Source organism: Lentilactobacillus kefiri (assembly GCF_007989105.1).
GTDB lineage: Bacteria > Bacillota > Bacilli > Lactobacillales > Lactobacillaceae > Lentilactobacillus > Lentilactobacillus kefiri.
The window spans coordinates 41,102-66,286 of sequence record NZ_BJVK01000012.1; the positions used below are offsets into that span (position 1 = coordinate 41,102).

General features: G+C 43.0%; 19 protein-coding genes. 3 read left to right on the forward strand and 16 right to left on the reverse strand.

Annotated features, from left to right (window positions below; translation table 11 throughout):
• Positions 1 to 94: 94 nt before the first annotated feature.
• The 11 genes from rsmA to LKE01_RS06065 form a co-directional block, all read right to left on the reverse strand.
• Positions 95 to 985, reverse strand: a complete 891-nt coding sequence (gene rsmA, locus LKE01_RS06015; RefSeq protein ID WP_054769100.1) for a 16S rRNA (adenine(1518)-N(6)/adenine(1519)-N(6))-dimethyltransferase RsmA — start codon at positions 983 to 985, stop codon at positions 95 to 97.
• Entirely contained in the window at positions 978 to 1,544 is a 567-nt protein-coding gene (gene rnmV, locus LKE01_RS06020; protein ID WP_056982672.1) for a ribonuclease M5, read from the reverse strand. Before rnmV ends, rsmA begins: the two co-directional genes overlap by 8 nt.
• Positions 1,544 to 2,317 carry a TatD family hydrolase gene (locus LKE01_RS06025; RefSeq protein WP_056982670.1) on the reverse strand — a complete coding sequence of 258 codons (774 nt, stop codon included), beginning with the start codon at positions 2,315 to 2,317 and terminating at the stop codon, positions 1,544 to 1,546. The genes rnmV and LKE01_RS06025 overlap by 1 nt, the downstream gene beginning before the upstream one ends.
• 107 nt (positions 2,318 to 2,424) lie before the next feature.
• On the reverse strand, positions 2,425 to 4,452 hold the full coding sequence (gene metG / locus LKE01_RS06030; protein WP_056982668.1) for a methionine--tRNA ligase: 2,028 nt from the start codon (positions 4,450 to 4,452) through the stop codon (positions 2,425 to 2,427).
• 176 nt (positions 4,453 to 4,628) lie between these two features.
• On the reverse strand, positions 4,629 to 5,477 hold the full coding sequence (locus LKE01_RS06035) for a DUF72 domain-containing protein (protein WP_056982665.1): 849 nt from the start codon (positions 5,475 to 5,477) through the stop codon (positions 4,629 to 4,631).
• A gap of 20 nt (positions 5,478 to 5,497) precedes the next feature.
• A complete protein-coding gene (locus LKE01_RS06040) occupies positions 5,498 to 6,214 on the reverse strand; it encodes an NAD-dependent protein deacylase (protein ID WP_056982663.1) in 717 nt (238 codons plus the stop codon).
• A 23-nt stretch (positions 6,215 to 6,237) separates the two neighbouring features.
• Complete coding sequence (locus LKE01_RS06045) at positions 6,238 to 7,209, reverse strand: hypothetical protein (RefSeq protein WP_054769098.1); 972 nt, start codon at positions 7,207 to 7,209, stop codon at positions 6,238 to 6,240.
• A 9-nt stretch (positions 7,210 to 7,218) separates the two neighbouring features.
• Positions 7,219 to 8,469 (reverse strand): hydroxymethylglutaryl-CoA reductase, degradative, encoded by a 1,251-nt coding sequence (locus LKE01_RS06050; RefSeq protein ID WP_056982661.1) that lies wholly within the window; start codon positions 8,467 to 8,469, stop codon positions 7,219 to 7,221.
• A gap of 52 nt (positions 8,470 to 8,521) precedes the next feature.
• Positions 8,522 to 9,454 (reverse strand): Ppx/GppA family phosphatase, encoded by a 933-nt coding sequence (locus LKE01_RS06055; protein WP_054769097.1) that lies wholly within the window; start codon positions 9,452 to 9,454, stop codon positions 8,522 to 8,524.
• Between the two features lie 23 nt (positions 9,455 to 9,477).
• Positions 9,478 to 10,494 (reverse strand): tryptophan--tRNA ligase, encoded by a 1,017-nt coding sequence (gene trpS / locus LKE01_RS06060; protein ID WP_056982658.1) that lies wholly within the window; start codon positions 10,492 to 10,494, stop codon positions 9,478 to 9,480.
• 273 nt (positions 10,495 to 10,767) lie between these two features.
• Positions 10,768 to 11,715 (reverse strand): phosphoglycerate dehydrogenase, encoded by a 948-nt coding sequence (locus tag LKE01_RS06065; protein ID WP_056982656.1) that lies wholly within the window; start codon positions 11,713 to 11,715, stop codon positions 10,768 to 10,770.
• 180 nt (positions 11,716 to 11,895) lie between these two features.
• On the opposite strand from LKE01_RS06065, the gene helD reads away from it, so the two are divergent.
• Positions 11,896 to 14,205 carry an RNA polymerase recycling motor HelD gene (gene helD, locus LKE01_RS06070; protein ID WP_056982654.1) on the forward strand — a complete coding sequence of 770 codons (2,310 nt, stop codon included), beginning with the start codon at positions 11,896 to 11,898 and terminating at the stop codon, positions 14,203 to 14,205.
• 96 nt (positions 14,206 to 14,301) lie between these two features.
• On the opposite strand, the gene LKE01_RS06075 is transcribed toward helD, so the two are convergent.
• Positions 14,302 to 15,630, reverse strand: a complete 1,329-nt coding sequence (locus LKE01_RS06075) for a dihydrolipoyl dehydrogenase family protein (RefSeq protein ID WP_056982653.1) — start codon at positions 15,628 to 15,630, stop codon at positions 14,302 to 14,304.
• A 187-nt stretch (positions 15,631 to 15,817) separates the two neighbouring features.
• On the opposite strand from LKE01_RS06075, the gene LKE01_RS06080 reads away from it, so the two are divergent.
• Complete coding sequence (locus LKE01_RS06080) at positions 15,818 to 16,795, forward strand: polyprenyl synthetase family protein (RefSeq protein ID WP_056982651.1); 978 nt, start codon at positions 15,818 to 15,820, stop codon at positions 16,793 to 16,795.
• Between the two features lie 210 nt (positions 16,796 to 17,005).
• Here LKE01_RS06080 and cydC read toward each other — a convergent pair whose 3' ends face one another.
• From cydC to LKE01_RS06100, 4 genes are all read right to left on the reverse strand, one after another.
• Complete coding sequence (gene cydC, locus LKE01_RS06085; protein WP_056982649.1) at positions 17,006 to 18,745, reverse strand: thiol reductant ABC exporter subunit CydC; 1,740 nt, start codon at positions 18,743 to 18,745, stop codon at positions 17,006 to 17,008.
• The gene (gene cydD / locus LKE01_RS06090; protein WP_056982647.1) at positions 18,742 to 20,472 is read right to left on the reverse strand and encodes a thiol reductant ABC exporter subunit CydD; all 1,731 of its coding nucleotides are present in this window, start codon (positions 20,470 to 20,472) and stop codon (positions 18,742 to 18,744) included. Before cydD ends, cydC begins: the two co-directional genes overlap by 4 nt.
• A 221-nt stretch (positions 20,473 to 20,693) precedes the next feature.
• The gene (cydB, locus tag LKE01_RS06095) at positions 20,694 to 21,704 is read right to left on the reverse strand and encodes a cytochrome d ubiquinol oxidase subunit II (protein WP_054769096.1); all 1,011 of its coding nucleotides are present in this window, start codon (positions 21,702 to 21,704) and stop codon (positions 20,694 to 20,696) included.
• Complete coding sequence (locus tag LKE01_RS06100) at positions 21,697 to 23,151, reverse strand: cytochrome ubiquinol oxidase subunit I (protein ID WP_054769095.1); 1,455 nt, start codon at positions 23,149 to 23,151, stop codon at positions 21,697 to 21,699. Before LKE01_RS06100 ends, cydB begins: the two co-directional genes overlap by 8 nt.
• Positions 23,152 to 23,495: 344 nt before the next feature.
• On the opposite strand from LKE01_RS06100, the gene LKE01_RS06105 reads away from it, so the two are divergent.
• On the forward strand, positions 23,496 to 25,121 hold the full coding sequence (locus LKE01_RS06105) for an FAD-dependent oxidoreductase (RefSeq protein WP_054769094.1): 1,626 nt from the start codon (positions 23,496 to 23,498) through the stop codon (positions 25,119 to 25,121).
• The last annotated feature ends 64 nt before the right edge of the window (positions 25,122 to 25,185 follow it).

Here is a 25,185-nt window from a genome sequence, read left to right on the forward strand (position 1 = left end):
TCACCTCACGATAGCTCATTATACCCTAAAAGTTATAGAAAGGCAATAATTTTACCACAAAAGATGCAAACTGGCAATAATAAAACGCTAAAAATTAGATTAAATTTTTCAAAGTATGGAACGCATTGGCCAGGTCAACAAACTGTTCAACCGTGAGATTCTCAGGTCGGACGCCGGCGTCAATTTTAACTGCCGCTAAAACGTCTTTAATTTCAGCCTTGATTTCCGGTGTTTTTCCAAATACCCCCTGTAAATTATTCCACAGCGTTTTTCGTTGATGCATAAAGCATCCCCTGACAAAACTAATGAACGCCTTTTGATCAAAAGGTTCCACCGGTTTATCAGTCCGTTGAGTCAGCTTAACAATTGCTGAATCCACCTTTGGCTGGGGAATAAATGCCGTCTTTGGAACAATGAACGAAATGTCGACATTATTTAATTCCTGGACAATAACCGACAGCGACCCATATGGCTTGGTCGAAGGCTTGGCGTTGATCCGTTCGGCCACTTCTTTTTGCATCATTACAACAATGGCATCAAAGTGCGTTTGCCCAGTGATCAAATCCATCACAATTGGTGTGGTGATGTAATAAGGCAGGTTGGCAACCACCTTCAGCTTTTTATCAGAATCAAACGATTGGCTGATAATGTCAGGCAAGTTGGCCTTTAAAATATCTTGATTGATAATTTCAACGTTGTCGTAAGGGGCCAAAGTTTCGTCTAGGACCGGAAGCAGATTGGCATCAATTTCAAATCCGAGTACTTTGTTGGCAGCTTTGGCCAATTGTTCGGTCAGACCACCAATTCCGGGACCAATTTCAATCACGTTATCATCTTTAGTGATCTCAGCGGCTTCAACAATATTGTCCAACACACCCAGATCCGTTAAAAAGTTCTGCCCCAAGCTCTTCTTGGCAGATAAATGATATCGATTTAAAATCGCCTGAGTTCTAATTGGGCTGGCAATTTGTGGATTTTCAGTCATGACTTTCCTCCTTATCAATCTGCTCAACGGCATTTAAAAATTCTTCGTGACTAATTCCAAACATCCGTAAACGATGCTGGAGCTGCTTACCGTTGACATAGCCAATTCGTAAAATTTCTCCAAGTCGTTCACGGCGCTTCTTTGCGCTGGGATTCCCCATCAAGCCATATTTCATCAATTCGGCTTTGGAAATAATCTCGCTGGCTGAATCATCCTCGGTATAAACCTTACTGAGCGCTTCACGAATGGACTCAACACTGGCATGTTCAACGCCAAGTGAACCATCTGAACGGTTGGGAACCCCCTGCTTCTTGGTAATAAATGCGTGTTTGGCATTCGGAACTTCTGCAGAAATGGCTTTGCGAATCTTTTCGCCGGAAAAATCCGGGTCGGTAAAAACAATGATGCCACGGGTTTTGGCAACCTTTTTGATCAACTCCAGGGTTTCTTCCGGAATTGCCGATCCTCTGGTTTCAATGGTATCGGCATCAACGGCTCTTTGAATTCTTTTGGTGTCGTCTTTTCCTTCAACGACAATGACTTCTTTAATTTTTTTCATTATTCCTCAATTCCAAATAAACGCATGGTGTTCTCATAAGTGTGGGCAGCAATGACGTCCGGATTAACATCACAAATTCGGGCAAGTGCTTCAACAGTATACAGTGAATAAGCTGGTTCATTTTGTTTGCCGCGCAGCGGTTCTGGTGACAAATATGGTGCGTCGGTTTCAACCATCATGCTGTCAAACGGTGTGTTGCGGACCGCGTCATGAACTTCATGGGTTTTCTTGAAACTGGCAACCCCACTATATGAAACCAGCATCCCCAGATCCAAAAACTTCTTGAGCCATTCGGAATCACCGTTAAAGCTGTGCATGACACCGCGAATATCGGAAACGTTCATCTCTTTTAAAATCGCGTAAGTGTCTTCAAATGCATCCCGATTGTGAACCGAAATCGGCAGATGCAGCTGCTTTGCGATATCAATTTGACGTTTAAAGACCCGCTTTTGAACCACACGAGGGGCAGTTGTTTGGTGATAATCCAGACCGATTTCACCAAGGCCAACCACTTTGGGGCTTTGCAGCTGTTCAATCAACAACTTTTCTTGTTCTTCGTGATAATAAATCGAGTCTTCCGGATGCCAGCCAATAATCGAATACATATCGGCGTACTTGGCGGATAACTCCAATGACAGATCGTTTAATTTTTGATTCGACCCAACGTTGGCAATTTTAACAACTCCCAAGCTTTGGGCGTGTTTAAAATACTTATCTGCCTCAGGATATAAATGTTCATCGTTTAAATGCGTATGTGAATCAAATATTTTCATCGTTTACTCCCAAACCATTTAGATAAAAATAGGGATTGTGACAAAACTTACGTCTTGTTTCCAATCCCTAGTCTTTCACTATGTTTACTCTGCCACAAATCGGCAATTTATTCCAGTGTGACACCATTTTCCAAGTGTGATCCAACGGTTACCAATTCAACGTCGCCGTCCTTGTGTTCAACTGACAGCAACATGCCTTGGCTGACTTGGCCACGCATCTTTCGAGGCTTCAAGTTGGAAACAATGATCACTTTCTTGCCAATTAATTTCTTATAGTCAGGATACCATTGAGCAATTCCTGAGAGGATTTGGCGATCACCATCATCACCTGCATCCAAACGGAATTGGAGTAATTTATCAGCACCCTCAACTTTATTAACATCTTTAATTTCGGCAACTTTAAGCTCAATCTTTTCAAAAGCGTCAAAGCGAACCTGCTTTTTGGTCAGATTCAAATTGGTTTCTTCCGGATCAAACTCGGCTTCAGCGGCTTCTTTCATCGCTGCTCGGCCCTTTGCTTTATCCGTCTTGGTCATTTGCTGCTTGATGTAATCAACTTCTTCATCCACATCAACCCGAGGGAAAATTGGTGTTCCCTTGGCAACAGCTTTGACGCCGGCAGGAACGTCGGCAAATTTCAGATTTTCAAGGTTAATATCTTCTTTAATTCCCAACTGGGCAAAAATTTCCTTAGGAGCATGCGTCATAACCGGACTGATTAATTCGGCAATAACTCGTAATCCGGCGGCCAAATGCGCCATAACGGCATCCAGTTTGGCTTTGTCGTCGGGATTCTTGGCCAGGTTCCATGGTTCGGTCTGGTCAATATATTTGTTGGTTTGGGCAACCAGCTTCCATGCTTCAGCTAACGCATCTGAGAAATGAAGATCATTCATCAATTGCTTGTAGTTGGCAATAACTGATTCTGCCGTATCTTCCAACTCTTTGTCGGCGTCATTAACCCCAGCTTTGTAGGCTGGCAAGACACCATCATCATACTTGTTAATCATGGAAACGGTCCGGTTCAACAGGTTTCCGAGATCATTGGCCAAATCAAAGTTCAAACGGTCAACAAAGTCTTCCGGTGTAAACAAGCCGTCATTGGCATATGGCATTGCGCGAAGCAGGTAGTAACGAAGCGCATCCAAACCATATCGGTCAACCAAAGTTTCAGGATAGATAACATTTCCCTTTGACTTCGACATTTTACCATCTTTCATGAGCAGCCAGCCGTGACCATAAACGGTCTTAGGTAATGGCAAACCAAGCGCATGCAAAATGATTGGCCAATAAATCGTATGGAATCGAACAATTTCCTTACCAACCATTTGAACATTTGCAGGCCAGTACTTCTTGAAATTGCTGTCGTCCTTACTATCGTAGCCTAAAGCGGTGATATAGTTGGTCAGCGCATCGATCCAAACGTAAACCACGTGCTTTGGATCTGACTTCACTGGAACACCCCAAGTAAAGGTTGTTCGAGAAACAGCCAAATCTTCCAAACCTGGTTCAATAAAGTTCTTGATCATTTCTTTCATTCGAGTGGATGGCTGAATGAAATCTGGATGATCTTTGTAATACTGAAGCAACCAGTCGGCATACTTGCTCATCTTAAAGAAGTATGACTGTTCGTGAACCAACTGAACTTCGTGGCCACTAGGTGCTTTCCCACCGGTAACCTTGCCGTTCTCGTCACGGTAAACTTCAGCTAATTGGCTTTCAGTAAAGTATTCCTCATCAGAGACTGAGTACCATCCGGTGTATTCACCCAGATAAATGTCGCCTTTGTCGAGTAACTTCTGAAAAATATCAGCAACCGCTTTTTCGTGATAATCATCGGTTGTCCGAATAAATTTAGTGTTGGAAATTTCCAACTTTTTCCATAACTGCTTGATTGAAGCTGCCATCTTATCAACGTAATCTTTAGGTGACATCCCCAATTGTTCAGCTTTTTGTTCAATCTTTAATCCGTGTTCATCCGTTCCGGTAAGGAAGAAGACATCGTAACCCATTGCCCGCTTAAAACGTGCTTCTGCGTCACAGGCAATTGTCGTGTATGAATTCCCAATATGTAACTTTCCAGACGGGTAATAAATTGGTGTTGTGATATAAAATGTTGGCTTACTTTCTGCCATGAAAGTACCTCTTTTCATGCTTTATTATTCTATAGGATATTACAATCCAGTATAGCAAATATTTTTTGGAATGGCGATTGGATTTGAACTTGATGTGACAATGGTTTGGAAAATCATTTTTCAACGATTGTTAACATACCAATAATCTTGTTGGCCAGTTAAAAACCTCATCATTTTCAGAATAAATCCATCTGTACCGGGGACAAACCGCCAAAGTCGATCCCCATTATTTTTTTGAGCTGCAGGGCATTATCCGCCGCGTCCCCACCGCTATTGTTATTAAAGATAATACATACTTCGTTGGCCTGTTGATCCAAATCGGAAACAACTTTGGCAAATTCTTGAAGCTCATCTTGCGAATATCGATACAATGTTCGTTTGGAACGCCAGTCAGCAGAGTGCTCAGTCCATCCCTTTACGTTTCTGCCGTGAAGCCTTAATAATGCCAAATTTTCGTTGGTAACAATCGGTTCAAACGGCACGCCGGCATTGGTTGTATGAGGTTCATCCACCGCAACCATTGTCATCCCCAATTCCTTAAGATATCCGGCAACGTCTTCAGTAATTTCTTCGCCATACCAGGTGGAATTCCGAAATTCGACTGCAACCGGGTATCCGGACATGAGATTGCTGATTCGCAGTAAGTATTGGATGGTCGCCACTCTTCTGGCAAAATACGGTGGAAATTGAAACAAAATGGCTTTGAGCTGGCCGGTTTCCATCAGCGGGGCAACCGCGCGTTTATAATTGTTAAACTCAACAAACCGCTGCTCATTATCAACGGGATCCGCACTGCCCTGGTCATGCATTGTCATAACCCGGTTGGCTTTTAAAATGAATTGAAAGTTATCCGGCACCTGCCGCTGCCAATTTTTGACGACTTCAACTTTTGGAATCGCGTAAAACGGCGTATCCAGTTCAACCACCGGAAAATAACCGCTGTATTCGGACAAACGAACTTTTCGTTTGGCCCCGTCAATCAGCGAAGGATGATCGGAAAACGTCGTTAATCCAATTGTAATCAATCATCCCACCTCCCAAGTGGTTAGGCATTCACCTTTAAATCTTTGAAGAAATCAACCGCGTTTTCTTTGACCATCGTGAATGGGAAGCTGAACTGCAGCTGTTCTTCGTTAACAGCCAGAACATCGGCATTCTGAGAACGATAGTCGATCAACCCTGCAAACGGATAAACCCGCATTGAGGTACCGACAATGACAATCAAATCAGCTTTTGATACAGCGTCAACACTCTTTGAAATGGCGACCGGATCAAGTCCTTCACCATATAAAACAATGTCTGGGCGTAAAATGCCACCGCAGTTTTCATGATACATACTCTTTAGGTAGTCTTTATAGTCAACGGTCTTATGACACTTCTGACAATAGACGTGATACAAGTTGCCGTGAAATTCAATCAGGTTTTTAGTGCCCGCTTTTCGATACAAGCTGTCAATGTTTTGGGTCACGACAGTGGCATCCCGTTGCTGGGTGAACTGAGCCTGACGTTCATGAATCACATTTGGCTTGGCATCCGGATAATACATATTCGATTTTTCGTATTCCCAGAATACTTTTGGCTCACTCCGAAGGCAATCAGAACTTAAATAGTATTCAGCGGGTTTATCAGACTTGTCGTTTGTATACAACCCGTTTTTTGAACGATAATCAGGAATCCCCGATGCGGTAGAAACCCCGGCACCAGTCAGAAAGACAATCCTTCTTGCATCATCAAATTCAGCTTGAATTTTAGAATCAATCATCGTATTTCTCCTTTAAATGTTCATTATTTCCGAATAATATAAGGCATTTTGAGGCCGTCAAACAATTCCTTTACAGATTTATTATAGACGCCTTTGAAGAACTCGGGGTCATCACCGGTTCCTTTAGGGTTGGCCAAGACAAATGAGTTTTGATCATCAACTCGGTTAAATCCAACGTAACCCTTGGTGTTGCTCTTCACTTCAATCAAATCAGAATGATAAATTTCAAACAGCTGCTTCACTTTCAGGCCAAGCTGACGTTCTGATAACACGCTGGTGACCGTCGTAAATTCAGTGTTGTGAAGTGCCGGTAACTCCCAGTCCTTCAACTGCTCATCAAATGCTTTGAACAATTTAACAACGTTTCGGCGAAGGCCAAATGGTGAATCCGTCGGCTTTTCAGTAATGACCTGATAAAGCTTTTGAGCAGCCGCAAATGAAATTGGGAAATCCTTTTTGAATTTATCGGCAACTTTATCAATCCCGTCACCGTAGAAGACCATTGCATCCAATAAAGTCGTCAACCGCAGCATCATCTGGTCGTCCAATGGATCCGGTTCAGGCTTAATCGTGGCGTAAACACCTTTGAGGTACATCTCCTCAATGTCGTCATTAATAAGATTGTGTTTTCGCTGTTCTGAAACAACCACAAAATGTGAAACGATGTCGTACAGTTCCGTTCCCATCATCTTCAACTGCTCATCCAACGTATCGTCACCGGTGGTCAGTGAATAAAACACCTGTGGGAAGCCCCGAAGGACCATCAAAAGATGGAGGAGTTCATGAGAAGCGGTGTAATTTGGCGCACTTAAATCGGCAATTTGGACAATGATGTTCTTGCCGTCTTGAACCGTCTGGGCCTGATCGTGGCGAACATAACCGGACTGCAGCTTACCAATAAAGGTAACCGTAACGGTCCCCGGGAAAAAGCTGTTAACGGCATCAATGAGTCCGTGGACGTCTTTGTTTAATTCGATATCAATATTATTATCCATGTTGATCTCCTATCTACGCATTGTTTTTAGTATTTCTTTAACTGATTGGGAATCTGGATTGGCCATTTTTTGCAATTGCTCAACAACGGCCGGAAGCTCCTCCGTAGTGGCACCATTTGAAAGTGCCAGGGATTTTAATTGGAGGTTCATGTGCCCTTTTTGAATGCCATCGGTCACGAGTGCCTTTAACGCGGCTAAATTTTGTGCCAGGCCAACGGCTCCGATAACCTGCATTTCTTCTTTTGAATTGTGAATCTGAGCAATTTGTTTGTTAATGACGGCCATCGGCAGAACCTTACTGGCACCGCCGACAAAGCCAATTGGCACCGGCAGAACCATTTTACCAATTAACTGATCGCCGGTCACCTGCCACGTGCTCAAGCCCTTATATCTGCCATCATGAGCAGCAAACGAATGCGCAGCACTCTCAACGGCCCGCCAATCGTTGCCAAAGGCCATGACCGCAGCATCAACGCCGTTCATAATCCCTTTGTTGTGAGTGGCAGCCCGATTGATGTCGAGCTGAGCAACATCACTAGCGTCAGCAATCCGCTGGGCAACTACCTGTCCTGAAAGTGACTGGCTTGCTAACCGTGAAACGTTTACCCTGCCAGTTACCTGAACCACTGCCGAATCGGCAAAGTTCGACAAAATTGCCATGGTTGTTTCGACCTTTAATTGATCGGATATGAAATGGGCAATGGCTTCAAGCATGGTATTCATAATGTTTGCCCCCATCGCTTCGCCGGTATCGGCAACAAGGTCAATTGAGGCGAAGTGATCGGATAATTTTCGAAGCCGAATGTCTCGTGCTCCGCCACCATATTTTAAAATGCTGGGGTGGCTTTGATCAGCCAAGCTTATCAATTGAGAGCGATTGGATTCAATAAAAGCCGAGAGGGTTGCAAATTTAGCGTTTTTGACAATCACCTGACCGTTAACCAGTTTATGCGGAACAACGCACTGAATCCCGGATCCGGCTGACAGCAGTTTGGCACCGTTGCTTGCCGCTGCGATAACCGAAGGCTCTTCGGTCACCATTGGCACCAAATGAGATGTGCCATTAACCACCAGACCGGTGACAACTCCCTCCGGCAACGCGTAATCGGTCAAACTATTTTCAATCAGTTCACCAGAGACCACATCATGGTTTTGCGTAATGGTCGCTATTTGCTCATCGGTCAATCCAACAGATTGCGCAATCAGCTTTAATCTTTCAGAATAACTTTTTTTATAAAAATGATCCCACTTATTTTCCATCATATCACCACAAATCTGTAAGAAGCACAAAAAGCTGGTGAAATAACCAGCTCTACTTTGTACCATATTCTTTTTGGATATATTCGGTAATGATTCCCTCACGAACACCGCTTTCGGAAAACAGGACCTTTTTAGCGTCAATCTTATCCATCAATACAATCAACGGCAACAGGCCGCCAACGATGATGTCCGCCCGGTCGTGCTCCAGTCCCTGGATTTTGCGCCGGCGGTTGACATTGCCTTTTAATAAATTCAAATATGTTCGGTTCACTTGTTCAGAGGTCAAATGGTAGCCATGAATTGCGTCAATTCGAACCATATTCTGACGTTTACGATTGATTCGGGCCAGCGTCCGATTAGCGCCGCCCAAGAGAACCAGCGGCTGATGGGTCGCACGGTTCAACCAATCAATTTTTGAATAAATTTTACGGATGTTAAACTGCGCATTAAATAAATTGGCACCGGTAATATTATCATTCAAATGATATCGCTCGGTAATATTAACCGCTCCAACGGGAATACTGGTAAGGTTGGAGCTCTCCCCGTTGTTGACGCGGATCAACTCACAACTAGCACCACCAATGTCCAAGATCAGGCAGTTCTTAATCCCCAAACGATTGATCACCCCAAGATAGTCATAATAAGCTTCCTGGTTTCCAGACAAAACTTTGAGTGAAATACCAATCTGCTCTTTGACAGCTCTGAGGAATTTAGCTTGATTCTTTGCTTGACGAACGGCCGCCGTCGCAATTCCAATGACTTTTTTAGCCTCGTATTGAGAATAAATCGTTTTGAAATCTGCCAACGACTTGATTGTTCGTTCCATGGCAGCCGGCTGTAAAATTTTCCCCCGGCCCATGCCTTCGGACAATCGGCTATCGCTTTTAATACGTTTGATCTCACGGTAACTACCGTCATCAGAAATTTGGTTAATCGCCATTCTGACAGAATTTGAACCAATATCCAAAATTACAAGGTTTTCCATCCCTGCCACCCTTTCTGGACATATTAGTCAAAATAGTTAATACCGATTGCATCACGAACTTCTTTAAGTGTTTGGTTGGCAACAACGTTTGCGTGTTCACTGCCTTTTTTAAGAATGTCGTAAACACCCTGCTCGTCTTTTGCGTATTGTTCACGGCGTTCACGGATCGGCTTGAGTTCAGCTTGAAGAACATCGTTCAGGTAACGTTTAATCTTAACATCACCAAGACCACCATGACTGTATTGATCCTTGAGTTCTTGAACCTTCTTCTTATCAGGATCAAAGATGTCGAGGTAGGTAAAGACAGTATTGCCTTCAACCTGACCGGGATCTTCAACGTGAACATGGTTGGGGTCGGTGTACATTGACATAATTTTCTTTTGGATGGTATCTTCATCGTCTGACAAATAAATGGCATTGCCCAATGATTTGCTCATCTTGGCATTACCGTCCAAGCCTGGGATTCGACCCATTCCCTTTGGTGGGAAGTAGCCTTCTGGTTCAACCAAAATGTCATCGTTATAAACGGAATTAAATGTCCGGACAATTTCACGGGTTTGCTCCAACATTGGTTCCTGGTCGTCACCGACTGGAACAGTTGTGGCTTTAAATGCGGTAATGTCAGCTGCCTGGCTGATTGGGTACATTGCAAAACCAACTGGAACACTTTGGCCAAACTTCTTTTGACGAATTTCTGTTTTAACAGTTGGGTTTCGGTTTAATCGAGAAACTGTGACTAAATTAGAATAGTGCTGGGTCAATTCAGGTAATGCGGGAATTTGTGACTGAACCAGAATTGTCGACTTCTTAGGATCAATTCCAACGGCCAGGTAATCCAAGGCAACTTGAATCAAGCTGTGACGAATCTTTTCTGGATCCCGGGCATTATCGGTTAACGCCTGCATGTCGGCAATCATAATAAATGTTTCGTAATCACCGGAATTTTGTAATTCAACCCGGTTCTTCAATGAACCAACGTAATGGCCAATGTGAAGCTTACCAGTGGGTCTGTCACCTGTTAAAATAATTTTTTTTGTCATCGTAAACCATCCTTTCAAAAAACGCCCTATTGATTTAACAATAGGACGCTTATACGTGGTACCACCTAAATTGTAACTACTATCAAGTTACCGCTCAAGACGATACGGGTGTCACCCTTTTATAATCCAATTCGTTTCGTCATGGCCGTTTTCAGCAAATCGACCTCTCTGTCGTTGACGATTCTACTCACTTTTTAATAACACTCTAATTTTACTTATAAAACGGCTAAATGTAAACCCTGATTCATGGGATTTATAATGAAAATTTGTTTCCTAATAGCCGGCTGATAAATCGACTTTGTTGATTGCTGCGTCACCAGTTTGAATCAGGCTGGCAAGGTTCTTATACAAAATGTCAAAGGATTCCTCACCGTATTCCTTAAAGCCACCGGAAATATGGGGAGTCAAAATGACATTGTCCATCCCCCATAATGGTGAATCAGCTTCCAGTGGTTCGGACTCGAACACGTCCAGGCCGGCACCGGCCAACTTGGAGGTGTTCAATGCGTTGATTAATGCCTGCGTATCTACTGAGGGGCCGCGGCCAACGTTGATGAAGACCGGCTGGTTGACCATTTGATCAAAGAATGTTTGATTGAAAAAGTGCTTGGTTTCTGAGGTTAACGGCATAATGTTAATCACAAAGTCGGCTTTGGCGGCCCGCTTGGTTCCCTCAGTGTCTGTAACGACTTCATCAAAGTGGTCAACGGGTTTTCCGTGACGGCTGACACCAATTGTTTTGGTACCAAATGCCTGCAGCTTTTCAGCAATTGCCTTGCCAATATGACCGGTTCCAAAAATGACTGCCGTCCGATTGGGCAACGTGTAATTATTCATTCGAATTTTGTCACCAACCCATTGTTTATCGCGACGGGCAGCCTGGCTGGTCACAACGCCCCGGGCAAATGACAGAACATAGGCCAAAACCATCTCACTGATCGGTTCGGCGTGAATCCCGCTGACATTGGTCAATGTGACCTTTTTCTTAGCCAGTTGACTCAATGGCATGTAGTCAACCCCGGCAGAGTTGGATTGGACCAACTTCAGCTTTGGTGATTTGGAAAGAACCTCCATTGCCGGCTTTCCCCAACCATAAATCACGTCAATATCACTGATATTTTCAGAATTTAAATCAGTTGAGTCAAGAACTTGAACGTTCCCCAATTTATTGAGTTTGGAGATCTGTTCAGCCGTCAAACCAAATAAATTTAACAGTTTCATATTCCCATCCCTTCCGTTTTCTTCACACCTAAAATTATACGCTTCAAATTAATTCAAAAACAGAAAAGCCGTTCACCAAAATTCAATGGTCGACTACATTGACATCCCCTGAAATACCAACTAAAATTGTCGAAGCATTCTTAATTAACCGACGTCACGAATCCGAATGGAGGAACCCTTTTGGAAAATAATGAACAAAAAAATGAACAAGTGCGTGTGGACAAAGTCGTTTCAAAAATCGAAAAGAAAATCATCAGTACCGACGATGAATTGAATCGGGCCCACGCAGAAACCAAAAAGGTTCAACAGACCTATTCCGACAACACTTCAGTTAACTATTTTGAAGTTGATGACCGAATTGAAACCAGTGCCGAACTCCAGCAACAACGGGGCTTGGTTTCTCGGTTAACTGAAAACGAGAGCATTTTAAAAAATCAGCTTTCGACTTTAAAGGATTTAAAGAAGTCACCATACTTTGGCCGAATTGATATTCAAGATGACGACGAAGAGGAAACCGAAAGATTGTATATCGGCATCGCCTCATTTGAAAATGAAGACGGTGAGTTCCTCGTTTATGACTGGCGGGCACCAATCTCGAGTGTTTACTATAATGGAACTTTAGGCGAGGTCAGTTATGAAACGCCGATGGGTGAACAGAAAACGACTCTCAAGCGAAAACGTCAGTTCCAAATTGTTGACGGCCAAATCCGCAACATGTTTGACACCAACGAAACCGTTGGTGATGAAATGCTGCAAAGTGCCTTGGGTGAGCAAAATGACGAGTATATGCAAAACATTGTTGCCACCATTCAGCATGAGCAAAACGATATTATTCGAGATACCAAGAGTAATCTGTTAGTTGTTCAAGGAGTTGCCGGCTCGGGAAAAACCTCCGCAATCTTGCAGAGAATTGCTTTTCTGCTGTACCACAGTCGAGACACTTTGGAAGCAGATCAGATTATCCTGTTTTCACCCAACAAATTGTTCAGCCACTATATTTCAGAAGTCCTGCCAAGTTTGGGTGAACGCAACATGCGGCAGGTCACTTTTGATGAATTTATTGATAATCGTTTAAAGGGCTTAAACGTTCAAAGTTTATTTGAACGTTATGAAACCGATGGCGACTTGTCCGAACAGCAACGATTGGTTCGAGCATTCAAGGAATCTGCCAAGTTTATGGATGAAGTTCAGGAATACTGTGATAATTTACAGCCATCACAAATCTTTTTCAGCGACATCATTTTTAACGAATCAACCTTTTTCAGTAAAAAAGAAATTCAAGACATTTTCGACAGTTTTCCAAAGGCTGCCAAGATTTATGACCGCTTCTTGCAGACCAAGAATGAATTGATCAAACGCCTCAAGCACAGAATTGATGATGAAACCAAAGAAGATTGGGTCAACGATGAAATCGACCAGTTGAGTAACGAAAAATATCACGATTTGTTGGGTGGAAAAGAGCTTGGCGAATTTCAAAACGAAGATGCCGAACGCTTTTACATCGCCCGCAAGATTGTCAGTGACCGGCTGCGAGTCGTCTATGATGCGATTTTCAATGACAACTTTTTTGATGCCTACCTGCAATATGCAGACTTCTTAAAGAAAGTGGACCTGCCCCAAAACATTCAAACACCACAGTGGCAACAATCTGTTGATGAATTTAACCACTCAATCGAATTTCACTCAATTAAGTTGGATGATTGTGCCCCACTTCTTTATATGCGCGACTATATGTGTAACAGTGGCCAAAACAATACCATGAAATATTTGTTTGTCGATGAGATGCAGGACTATTCGGTTGCCCAACTGAAATACCTTCGTTACGCCTTTCCAAAGACCAAATGGACTTTATTGGGTGACAGCGAGCAGGCATTATTCAAAGACGTTGAACAGCCTGAAGAAATCCTCAATAAATTAAATGCCGCCTTCCACGTGCGTCGGTCACGGTTGATCAGCCTGATGCGTTCGTATCGATCCACCCTGCCGATTACCAACTTTGCCACATCAATTTTGCCAAACGGCGATGATATTGAAGCGTTCAACCGCCCCGGCAGCATCCCCGAGTTGATTTTGGCTGGTGGCTTTGCTGACGGCATCAAACAACTCCGCAAGGTTGTGGCAGACCAACGAAAGCAATATGCCACCGTCGCCGTTTTAACCAAAAACATGGCGGAAGCTGAACAGGTTTACAAAAAGCTGCATGCATTGGGCGACGTGACACTGCTGCAGGATGCCGACCGAACATTGCCAAAAGGTCTTCTGGTTCTGCCGATCTACTTGGCAAAGGGCTTGGAATTTGATTCCGTCATCGCCTGGGACACTTCCGAAAAGAACTATCCAAATGAAAGCCTTCTGGGAACCCTGTATACAATCATTACCCGGGCCATGCACCAGTTGACGCTGATCAGTTTGGGCGATGTTACCCCACTGATTTCAGATGACAGTGTTACTGATAGAAAAATCAAAATTGAAAAGCAGATTAAAAAGTAAAATAGACAGTATTCAAAAACCGGGTCATAAGTAAAAATACTTATGACCCGGTTTTTGTATTTATCTTTCTTCCAACACGTGTCCCAACCAAGTTGACTATATCAGGTACTGAACATCGCTGGCAAAGGTTGGATAAGCTAAGATCTCTTTATTGAAATCACTAATTTTCATTTGCTGATCAATCATCAAGGTAAAGATATTGATCAGATAGTCGGCATGATTACTCAAAACTGTGGCTCCAACTACCGTTTCCGTATCCCGATCAATAACCACTTTGGCTTTGGCAAGCGGTTCGTTTAATCGGTGGTAACTGTACCAGGCAGACATATCATTGGTAATCAGCATATATCGGCTTTCATCGGTAGCAATACTGGAAGGCAGTCCGACTTGTGCCAGTGCCGGCTGGCCAAAGACAATGGTCGGAATTGATTTGAACTGAATCTTATCAGTCGACCCGTTAAAGTATTTAGCCAAATAACCGGCTTCAAAACCGGCAACGGGTGTCAGCTTTGGCCGCTTGGTGCTGACGACATCCCCCATTGCAAATATATTGGGATTGGATGTCTGCAGATAGTCATTCACAACGACCCCATGTTTATCAGTTTTGACATTCACGTTTTCCAGGCCAATCGTGTCAACGTTTGGTGTCCGGCCTGCGGTACAAAAGACCATATCTGTTGGCAGTCGGAAATCATCTCCGGAAAGAACCAATTGGTCTCCCACCTGAGTAACTTCCTTCACGTCAGTATCCATGTGAAAATCAATGCCTAATTTTTTAAGGTGATCAACTGCTTGGCTGACAAGTTGTTGGTCAAATTGTTTCAGTGGATGATCATTATGGTGGATCAAGTGAACTTTGGCGCCAGCCGCATGCGCGATTCCAGCCAATTCAAACCCAATGTAGCCGCCACCAATAAATGTCACGTCAGATGGCATTTGATCAAGGTTCAAAAAGTCGGTACTGGTTTTAAACAGTTCTTTTCCCGGAATATCCAAGATTGATGGCCGTTGGCCGGTGGCAATGACATATTTATCTCCGGAAAGAAGATCACTACCAGCTTCAATCAGACCATCTTGATTAAAATGAGCATGTTCATGGTAGGTATCAATTCCATCAGAAATTAACCCATTTTGGGTGGCGTTTGAAATTGGATTCGTATATTGACGCTTGTGGCGCATCAGATCAGGCCAGTTGACGCTAACCTTACCTGAAATCCCATTTCCCTGCATATCGTCAACCAACTGGGTCACTTCAAGCCCAGCTAACAAAATTTTCTTGGGATCACACCCGCGGTTGGGGCAAGTCCCTCCAAATAGGTTGTCCTCAACGACGGCAACCGTCTTTTTTTGTCTTCTCAATGAGTGCGCCAAAGAACCACCGGCAACACCACCACCGAGAATGACAACATCATATTGTTTTGTCATCAAATACCCCTCCGTCATAATGAAAATACGATTCATTAATTATTAGTATTAAGTGCTTGTGCTGGATAAATCTCAAATCCATTGTAGAACACTTCAAGCATAATTCCACGTATCCTTAATTGACAAGTCCCTGCGGAATTTGTATCTTAGATGATGTAGTTAAAATTTTATTCAATTGAGGTATACCATGGTTCATGCACTCTGGCGTCAATTTCCACGCATTAATTTAAAATTAACGGCTTTGGAACCCTATCTGCTAAAGGCAGTTAACCTTTCCAATCAGCCGATTCACCACAAAATCACCCAGTTGTTAAAGTCCGGCGGAAAGTTTTTGCGCCCCGGCTTCTTTTACATCTATTCTGAGTTTGGTGAAAAAATCGACCCGGCAAAGGTCAAAGCTGGTGCGGCAGCGGTCGAACTGCTGCATGTGGCGACCCTCATTCATGATGATGTCATCGATGAGTCACCACTTCGAAGGGGCGTTGAGACAATTCAGGTCAAATATGGCCAAAAACACGCCATTTACGCCGGTGATTACCTCTTTACGTGTTACTTTACCCAAGTGTTAAAGTCCACCCAAGAACCGGCTGATATGAAGCGACACGTGGACGCCATGCAAATCATCCTGGCTGGTGAACTCGACCAAATGCAATACAATTTCAATCAAAAAATGACTGAAGCCGACTATTTCCAAGAGATTACCGGAAAAACAGCCGAACTGTTTAAACTTTGTTTCCAACAAAGTGCGATCATCACCCATGCATCTGACGAAATCGTTGAACTCGGTGGTGAGATTGGACTCACAATCGGTCAAGCCTACCAGATTCTAGATGATATTTTGGATTACAGTGGGAGTTCCAAGCAAACCAAAAAACCGGTCTTGGAAGACTTGAAGTCTGGGGTATACACACTTCCGTTAATATTTGCCAACCAACTGGATCATCAGGATTTAAAGCCATTATTAGATAAACGCGAACAGCTTTCGGATGAAGACATTGCCAAGATTCAAAAAATTGTCATCAGTTCCGGTGGATTGGAAAAAGCAATTCAAACGGCTGATTCCCTGACGGACAAAGCATTGGGGCTGATCAATCAGCTGCCTGAGCAAAAGGCCAAGCATGATCTTGAAAAGCTGACCAAGATGCTGCTGACCCGCAAGCAATAAGTATTTAAAATAAAAGATTGCCACCTGCTCGAGGATATTTTCCTTGAGGGTGGCAATCTTTTTTGTTTTGTGGGTTAATTTTGGTTTGCTGAAACGTGTTCCCCAAGCCAACTTCCTCCGCTTTATCCAATAACGAATTCCGGCACGAACCGTGCCAAAATCCGTTATTACATAAATGCTCAGAAGTTAAGCGGCTTGGCTCACACTCTATTATCTTCCCCTATCCAAATCATACAACTGTCTGAATCTAGGTTCCTTCTTGTACAATTCCTGTGGAGTGCCCTGCATATCGAATTGACCATGCTCCATGAAACGGACCTGATCGACATGGGTAATTCCTGCCAAATGGTGAGTTACCCAAATAATTGTCTTGTCTTTCAACAGCTCAAACACTTTGTCCAACAACTTCTTTTCAGTAATTGGATCCAAGCTGACCGTTGGTTCATCCAAGATAATAATTGGTGCGTCCTGAAGCAAAATTCTGGCCAGTGACAATCGCTGACGCTCTCCTCCAGAAAACCGCTTGCCGGCTTCCTGGACCTGAGTATCATACTGATCCGGCAGTGATTCGATGAGATCCTTCAAATCAACTGCAGCAATCGCGTCTTTGACCTGCTGATCAGTGGCATGAATATTTCCCAGCCGGACATTATTCATAACCGTGGTATCAAACAAGTATGGTTGTTGATCCAAAATTCCAAACAATGACGAACGGACATCTTGGAGGTTCAAAATGTTTTGATCATTAACCAAGACCTGACCTTCAGAAGGTGTCAAATCACCGACAACTAATTTCAAGAAAGTACTCTTCCCGGTTCCGCTAGGTCCTAACAATGCGATCTTTTCACCAGGATGAATATCCATCGAAATATTCTTAACAACATCCCGATTACCGTCGGAATATTTAAACGTCAAATGATTAATTGCCAGTTCTTTGAAAGGTTCCGCCAAAGTAGTCTGCTTAACTGGTTCTTTGTCTCCTGAATCCAACGCGTTGACCCGTTCAATTGAGCGCCGATATACCGGCCACTCGCTGGCACCTTGACTCATGTTCACAAATGGCGAAACCGCTGGGAAAATAGCCAGGGCAAATGCTGCTACCCAGTTAGCCAACGATTTTGTGGCGGTAAATTGATTTGCTGACCAAATCAATAGCGTCAACGTTGTCAACAGAACCATAAACTGAACGAAGAATGAACGCCACCACTGGAAGTAGTGATCCCTTTTACGAAGCGCGGCAATTTCTTTAATCGGCTTTTTCTGTAAATTAATGAAATCGTCATAACGCCCTGAAATCAGCCAGTCGCCAAGTCCCAATACTTCATCAGTCAGGTTTGTGTAAAATTCATGCTGAATCTGGTGCTGCTTGAATTCACGAACACCGTTGGTTGCAACCGACGCCAATGGCATGACAACTGTAATAACACCAAGTAACAAAAGCATCAGCAGGCCGACAACCCAGTTGAGTGAACCGACACCGATGACCACGAAAATGTACAACAGCCAACCGATGACCATTGGAAACACGGTTCGAAGATAAAGGTTTTCAATATGTTCAATATCATCCGCCAAAATACTTAGGATATCACCGGTTTGATGAGATCTTTGAATGGCAGATGCTTTACTTTCAACAGTTTGATACAATTTCTTTCGAAAATCGGAAACGATCCGAAGAACCCAGTTATGACTGGTCAATCTTTCAATATATCGAAAAACTGGTCGGGCAATTCCGAATGCCCTTGCCAAAACAACTGGGACATAAATATAAATAATACTGGATGGCTGACGGGCGGCTTCACTAATCAGATAACCGGAGTTAAACATCAAAGCACCGCCGGAGAAGAACGTCATGAACCCCAAGAACAGAACCAGGATTAACAAGCCCTTATATTTACGGAGATAAGGCATAACCCATGTATCATTCGCAAATGTTTTTCTCAAATTTTTCATAGGTCTGCCGCCCCCATTTCTGAACGAAGCTTGACGTAATCACCATTTCGTTGAGCCAACTCATCAGGCGTTCCCTGCTCAACCAAACGGCCATGATCCATGACCAAAACATAATCCATGTCGCCAATCCAATGAAGCCGGTGAGTGGCAAAGAATACCAAATGGTCGTTAAAGACCGGCAAAATATCATTCTTCAAGCTTGCTTCAGTTTCAATGTCCAAATGGGCGGTTGGTTCGTCAAACAACAACACTTTTCGGCTTGGATCAAGAAATGCTCTGGCCAACGCAATCCGTTGCGCCTGACCACCACTAACCGTTCGGGCACCTTCACCAATCATGGTGTTCAACCCATCCGGTAACGTTTTGATCCAATTACTCAACCCGGCTTTATCGGCAGCGTTTTTAATTTCAGATTCAGTTGCGTTTGAAACATAGAACGAAATATTATCCGCTAAAGTTGCATGGAACAAGTATGGATTTTGGGGAATGTAAAGAAAGTTTTTCTGCCAATTTGCCTGATTTAAATGAGGCAGCGACTGGCCATCAATTGAAATCCGGCCTTTGTCGTCTGGTGATAGGAAGCCACCAATCAGGTTAATCAAAGTGGATTTACCTGAACCGGAAGCCCCGATAATCCCAATTTTTTGCATCCCTTTAATATCAATCGAAATATCTTTCAGCGTTGGCTGTTTGGTATCCGGATACGTTAAAGAAACGTGATCCAATTTCAAGGTAGAATCATTGTTCCACTTAAGATCGGGGAGAACTTCCCGTTCCGTCATTTCAGGTTCGTGAAGGACAGCCAGCACCGCACTCATGGCGTTTTTCCCGTTTAAAGTTGCGTGATAATCATTGGCAAAGTTTCGAATAGGCAAAAAATACTCTGGTGCCAACACCAAAATTGTTAAGGCTGGCAGAAGCATGACCTTGCCATCCATTAAATCAAAACCAAGAAAGACCGCAACAACGGCAATCGACAACGTCGTGAAGAAATCAAGGGCAAAAGTAGACGTCAACGCGATTTTTAACGTTGACATGGTTTCCTTCCGGTATGATTCACTGACTTCATAAACATTATCAGCATACCGCTTGGAAAGCCCCAGCTGCTTTAAAGTCGGCAGCCCTCTTAATGTATCGACAAAGTGGTTGGACAGCCTTTGGTAGCCCTCATATTGACGATCTGCTTTACTCTGCGCTGCGAGGCCCAGAATAATCATAAATAAAATAATAACTGGAAAAATGGCAAATAAGAAAATAGCTTGTTCCCAACGAAGGAACAATACATAAAGCAAAATCAGCCATGGGGTAATCGACATATCCAAGATTTTAATAATGACCAGCATTAAATAAGTCTGGACTTGGTCAATTCCTTCAAGTGCCATGGTCACGATGTTTCCAGTACCGCGCTTATCAATTTCAGCAGGTCCCAGACGGAAAATTTTCGCCATCAGATCTTCCCGCATATCACCACTCGTTTTGGCAACGAATGGGAAAAGCACGCGATTTTCTGTCACCGTTAATAAATGTCGAGCCAAGAAGGCAACTGTAAACACGATTGCCGGCACAATGACCGTATTAAATGACTGCAAATTCCATAAATTAACAATCGCGATTGACAATGCCCGAGCCTGGACAATTATTGCGATTGCCTGGATGAATACCAAGACACCTAAAATACCGGCATATTTTTTCATCCCCGGCAGATCAAACAATCTTTTATCAATCAAACTTTTCACTCCCCCATAAAAAAGTAATTACAGTGTCTAGTATAAAGAATTATTGCGCACAATGAAATATGTGAGCGCTTTTCTTTATGGTTTTCTTTGAAGTCCAGGACTACTGATTGCAAATTCCGGGCAAAACAAAAGACAGCAATGAATATGTTTGTTCATTGCTGCCTTTCAACTATTAGACTCCAGGAACAACCCGGAATTTATCACTCACTTTATTAAGCAACTTGCTTTGGTGACTTGATCCGCTTGTAGAATACCCAGTAACTCCAAATGAAGTATACCAAGACAATTGGCAATATCGTGAAGGTCAAAATGGTCATCAAATGCAAAGTGTATGGAGAGCTTGATGCATTTTTAATTAAAATTGAGTTTGCATTGTTCGTTGCAATCATAACTCGTGGGAACAATCCGTTGAAGATTAAGACAACAACACTGATCAGTGAAAGTCCACTGGCAATGAATGATGCCCAGTCGTGACTGGATTGTGCGCCCCACCATGCTGCCAAGGTGAAGATAACCAAGGCAATTAAGATTGCCCAGGTTGACATTGGCTTACGAGCAAAGAAATCAGTGGTCAAGTAAAGCAAGATAACAAAGACAACTTCACCGGCAAGCAATACCGGATAAAGAATCTTGCTCCACTTTTCGGCACGTGCTCTTAATTCGCCACTTGTCTTCAAGCGCAGGAAGTTTAATCCGTGAATGAAGCAAAGTAGTGAAACGGCAACTCCGCCGACGATAGAGAACCAGTTGACATATGTGGTAAAGCTACCAAAAATGTCACCGTTCTTATCAATCGGAACACCTTGAATCATGCTGGTGAACATCATTCCAAATAGGAATGCGGCGAAGAAACTACCAAGAGTTGATGCCCATTCCCAGAAGTTGCGCCAAGTATCGGTCCGCATATTAGCACGGAATTCAAATGACACACCTCTGAAAATCAAAGCAACCAAAATTAAGAACAAAACAATGTAATAGCCTGAGAACAATGAAGCATACCACATTGGGAATGATGCAAACATTGCACCACCGGCAGTGATCAGCCAAACTTCATTTCCATCCCAGTGCGGTCCGATTGTTTGAATCACAGTATCACGTTCGTCACGGTTCTTAGCAAAGAATCGAACGGCCATTCCAATACCGAAATCAAAACCTTCCAGGAAGAAGAAGCCGCTAAACAACACGCCAATCAATAAGAACCAAATAAATTGATAACTAGTCATTATGAGCCGCCCCCATTTCATATGGATCTACCTTTTTGTCTGATTCTTGAGGCTTGCTTGAGTATCCGTCAGTCAATACTGAATCTGGACCCTGCTTGAGAACCCGGTGACTCAAGATAATCATGACAGCTCCCAAGGAAGCAAAGATCAAGAAGTAAACAATGTTGGTAAACAGCAAACTTGCGACGGTAGATGTTGGTGATACCGCATCGGCAATGGTCAGCAGTCCGTAAACAACCCATGGATAACGGCCAAATTCAGTGACGAACCAGCCACAGGTATTAACGATAAATGGAAGCCAAACCATTAAGCCCATCAGGTATAGGAACCAACGCTGTCTCATAATACTTTGAGACTTCTTACGGTTGAACCATAATCCAACAATTGCAACAAGTGCAAACAATCCGGCTGATACAGCCATAATTCTGAAGCTGTAGAACAAGGTACGGGTTGGAACGTAGTAATTACGTGTCTGACCATTCTTGTTGTACTTAGCTTTCAACTCTTTGTTAACTTGTTGTTGACCCTTAAAGGTACCTTTCAAGCTATGGTGACCAAGAATATTCAAAGCATATGGAACTTCAATTGACCAAGTGGTCTTGTGGTTCTTAGTACCTTGAATAACTGACCAATTACCTTTTTGAGTTGAATTCTTCCAAAGGCCTTCCATAGCAGCAAACTTCATTGGTTGGTTATTAATCAAATAACGGGTTTGAGTATCACCTGACCAAACAGAACCTAAGCAGGCAATTAAACCAACGATCAACGTTAACTTCATTGACTTACGATAGAAGTTTTCGTGATCCTTTTTAAGTAAACGCCATGCTGAGCATCCAGCAACAACGAACGCAGCTGTTAAGAATGCACCGAAGATAACGTGTGGAAATTCATTCCATAGTTGACGGTTCATAATAACAGCAGAGAAACTGGTCATTTCAACTTTGTGTTGTGCAGCATTCATTGCATAACCGACTGGGTTTTGCATAAAGCTGTTGGCTGCCAAAATCCAAAGTGCAGATAAGGTTGAACCAAAAGCTGTTAACCAAATGAATAAACAGTGAACCACTTTATTGAAGCGATCCCATGTGAACATCCAAAGGCCAATGAAAGTTGACTCCATAAAGAATGCAGCCAAAGCTTCAATTGCTAGTGGTGCACCAAAGATATCCCCCATGAACCTTGAATAATCCGACCAGTTCATACCAAACTGGAATTCTTGAATAATACCAGTAACAACACCTACAGCAAAACTATAAAGGAAAATCTTCCCCCAGAATTTTGTCATATTTTTATATGTGTCATCCTTCGTTACAACGTAACATGTTTCCATAATTGCAACAATAAAAGCTAAACCAATAGAAAATGGTACGAAGAAGAAGTGAAACACAGTGGTCATCGCAAATTGAAAACGTGACAACCCCAACATCGACAATCCGACATTTAACATTGTTGTATCCCCCCTTACTAAATATTAATGAGTTATCCTCACATACACCTATTGTATATAGAAACCGGTCAACATTCAATTAAAAGACTGAATAATTATCAGTAAATATTCATAATTTGAGCCCACAGTGGATACAATCCACTCATAAAAGTGAAAGCGTCATCGATCGTTTAGAATATCAATCTATTTTGATCCTCAAATTGACTTGTGAAATTGTTGCAATGGCTTTCATTAGACAATTGTCTACCCCGCATTTATAATAAGGATGATAAGATTAGTTTATGCTATTATTGTAATTTTTAGAAGCAATCTTATTGCAATTATCTCAAAGGGGGAATCTTTTCATGACAAAGAACATCGTCGTCATTGGAGCTGGATTTGCCGGCGTTTATGCGACTAAAAAGTTGGCAAAACGTTTTAAGAGCAACTCCGATGTCCAGATTACATTAATCGACCGTCACTCATACTTCACCTATCTTACCCGATTACATGAAGTTGCCACTGAGCGGGTTGATCCAAGCAGTATCCAGTACGATCTGCAACGAATTTTTCACAAGCAGAAAAACGTGCAGTTGGTTACGGATAATGTGACTGCTGTTGATAAGGAGAAAAAGGTCGTCACAGGTGAGAATGGCACCTATCCATTTGACAGCCTGCTAATTAGTATGGGTGGTGAACCCAACGACTTCGGAACACCCGGAGTTAAAGAAAACGGCTACACATTATGGTCAATGGAAGATGCACTTCGTCTTCGGGCCCACATCCGTGATGTCATCGCAAAAGGTGCCATCGAACGTGATCCTGAGAAGCGTCGGGCAATGTTAACGATTGTTGTCTGTGGTTCCGGATTTACCGGTGCCGAAACAATCGGTGAATTAATTGATTATAAGAAGGTTTTGGCCAAGGATTACAAGCTGGATCCAAACGAGATCCACATCCTCTTGGTTGAAGCCGCACCTACCATTATTAACATGCTTGATCGAACCAATGCAGCTCACGCTGAAAAGTTCATTAAGAAGAACGGCATTGAAATTCGCACTTCTTCAATGATCACTTCCGTCAATCCAGACAGTGTTGATATTAAGGATCAGGATTCAATTCCAACAAATACGTTAATTTGGACTGCCGGAGTTAAAACCAATCATGTTGCCGACAGCTTTGGGATTGATGCCGGTCGTGGTGGCCGTTTGGTTACCAACCAATATCTTCAAGCCAAGGGATTTGAAGATAAGAGCATCTACGTTGCCGGTGATGATGCCAACGCAACTGAGGAAGGCGCAGAACGTGCCGTTCCACAAACTGCTCAGGAAGCTGAAAACGAAGCCGTTGTTTCTGCCGCAAACATTGCCGCTGATATTGAAGGCAATCACAACTATACGGAATTCCATGATAAAAACATGGGCTTCACCGTTTCATTTGGTGCCTACTATGGTATCGCTCAAGTCTTTGGCGGCAAACGAATTCGTGGTTGGATCGCAACCATTATGAAGCATGGGACCAACCTCCTTTACTTCATGCGAATTCATTCCGGTTACTTCATGATGCAATACATCTTAGAAGAATTCTTCAGAGTCAACAACAATCGAACAGTTCTTCCTGGTATTACCGCTCGTCGAAGTAACGCATTGTGGAGCGTTCCGCTAAGAATGTTCTTGGGAATTGTCTTAATGGTTGATGCCTTTTCAGCCAACGTCATCATTCCAGTTGGATTTGGCTTAACCGCAATTGAAGCGATTCTTGGATGCTTGATATTCTTTGGGCTATTCACATGGATTGCCAACCTCGCATTGATCATCGTATTCTTTATGGGAATTGCCACTTGGCCACATGCATGGATTGTCTTTGCAGCCATTGCATTAATGAATGGTTCTGGTCGTTCATTTGGTTTGGACTACTGGTGCGTTCCTTGGTTACAAAAGACTTGGGGCCGTTCACGTTACGGGATTCCAAAGTCAATTTATAAAAAGTAATTCAATTAACTAAAAATAGGATCAAGGCAATTTGATGATTGTCTTGATCCTATTTTTTGTGGGG

Excerpts from the sequence above, each read along its gene's own strand:
- LKE01_RS06075 (WP_056982653.1), bottom strand. The coding sequence starts at position 15,630 with ATGACAAAACAATATGATGTTGTCATTCTCGGTGGTGGTGTTGCCGGT.
- cydC (WP_056982649.1), bottom strand. The coding sequence starts at position 18,745 with ATGAAAAATTTGAGAAAAACATTTGCGAATGATACATGGGTTATGCCT.
- rsmA (WP_054769100.1), bottom strand. The coding sequence starts at position 985 with ATGACTGAAAATCCACAAATTGCCAGCCCAATTAGAACTCAGGCGATT.
- rnmV (WP_056982672.1), bottom strand. The coding sequence starts at position 1,544 with ATGAAAAAAATTAAAGAAGTCATTGTCGTTGAAGGAAAAGACGACACC.
- trpS (WP_056982658.1), bottom strand. The coding sequence starts at position 10,494 with ATGACAAAAAAAATTATTTTAACAGGTGACAGACCCACTGGTAAGCTT.
- LKE01_RS06045 (WP_054769098.1), bottom strand. The coding sequence starts at position 7,209 with ATGGATAATAATATTGATATCGAATTAAACAAAGACGTCCACGGACTC.
- cydB (WP_054769096.1), bottom strand. The coding sequence starts at position 21,704 with ATGACTAGTTATCAATTTATTTGGTTCTTATTGATTGGCGTGTTGTTT.
- metG (WP_056982668.1), bottom strand. The coding sequence starts at position 4,452 with ATGGCAGAAAGTAAGCCAACATTTTATATCACAACACCAATTTATTAC.
- LKE01_RS06080 (WP_056982651.1), top strand. The coding sequence starts at position 15,818 with ATGGTTCATGCACTCTGGCGTCAATTTCCACGCATTAATTTAAAATTA.
- LKE01_RS06065 (WP_056982656.1), bottom strand. The coding sequence starts at position 11,715 with ATGAAACTGTTAAATTTATTTGGTTTGACGGCTGAACAGATCTCCAAA.
- LKE01_RS06025 (WP_056982670.1), bottom strand. The coding sequence starts at position 2,317 with ATGAAAATATTTGATTCACATACGCATTTAAACGATGAACATTTATAT.
- LKE01_RS06040 (WP_056982663.1), bottom strand. The coding sequence starts at position 6,214 with ATGATTGATTCTAAAATTCAAGCTGAATTTGATGATGCAAGAAGGATT.
- LKE01_RS06100 (WP_054769095.1), bottom strand. The coding sequence starts at position 23,151 with ATGTTAAATGTCGGATTGTCGATGTTGGGGTTGTCACGTTTTCAATTT.
- LKE01_RS06105 (WP_054769094.1), top strand. The coding sequence starts at position 23,496 with ATGACAAAGAACATCGTCGTCATTGGAGCTGGATTTGCCGGCGTTTAT.
- LKE01_RS06050 (WP_056982661.1), bottom strand. The coding sequence starts at position 8,469 with ATGGAAAATAAGTGGGATCATTTTTATAAAAAAAGTTATTCTGAAAGA.
- LKE01_RS06055 (WP_054769097.1), bottom strand. The coding sequence starts at position 9,454 with ATGGAAAACCTTGTAATTTTGGATATTGGTTCAAATTCTGTCAGAATG.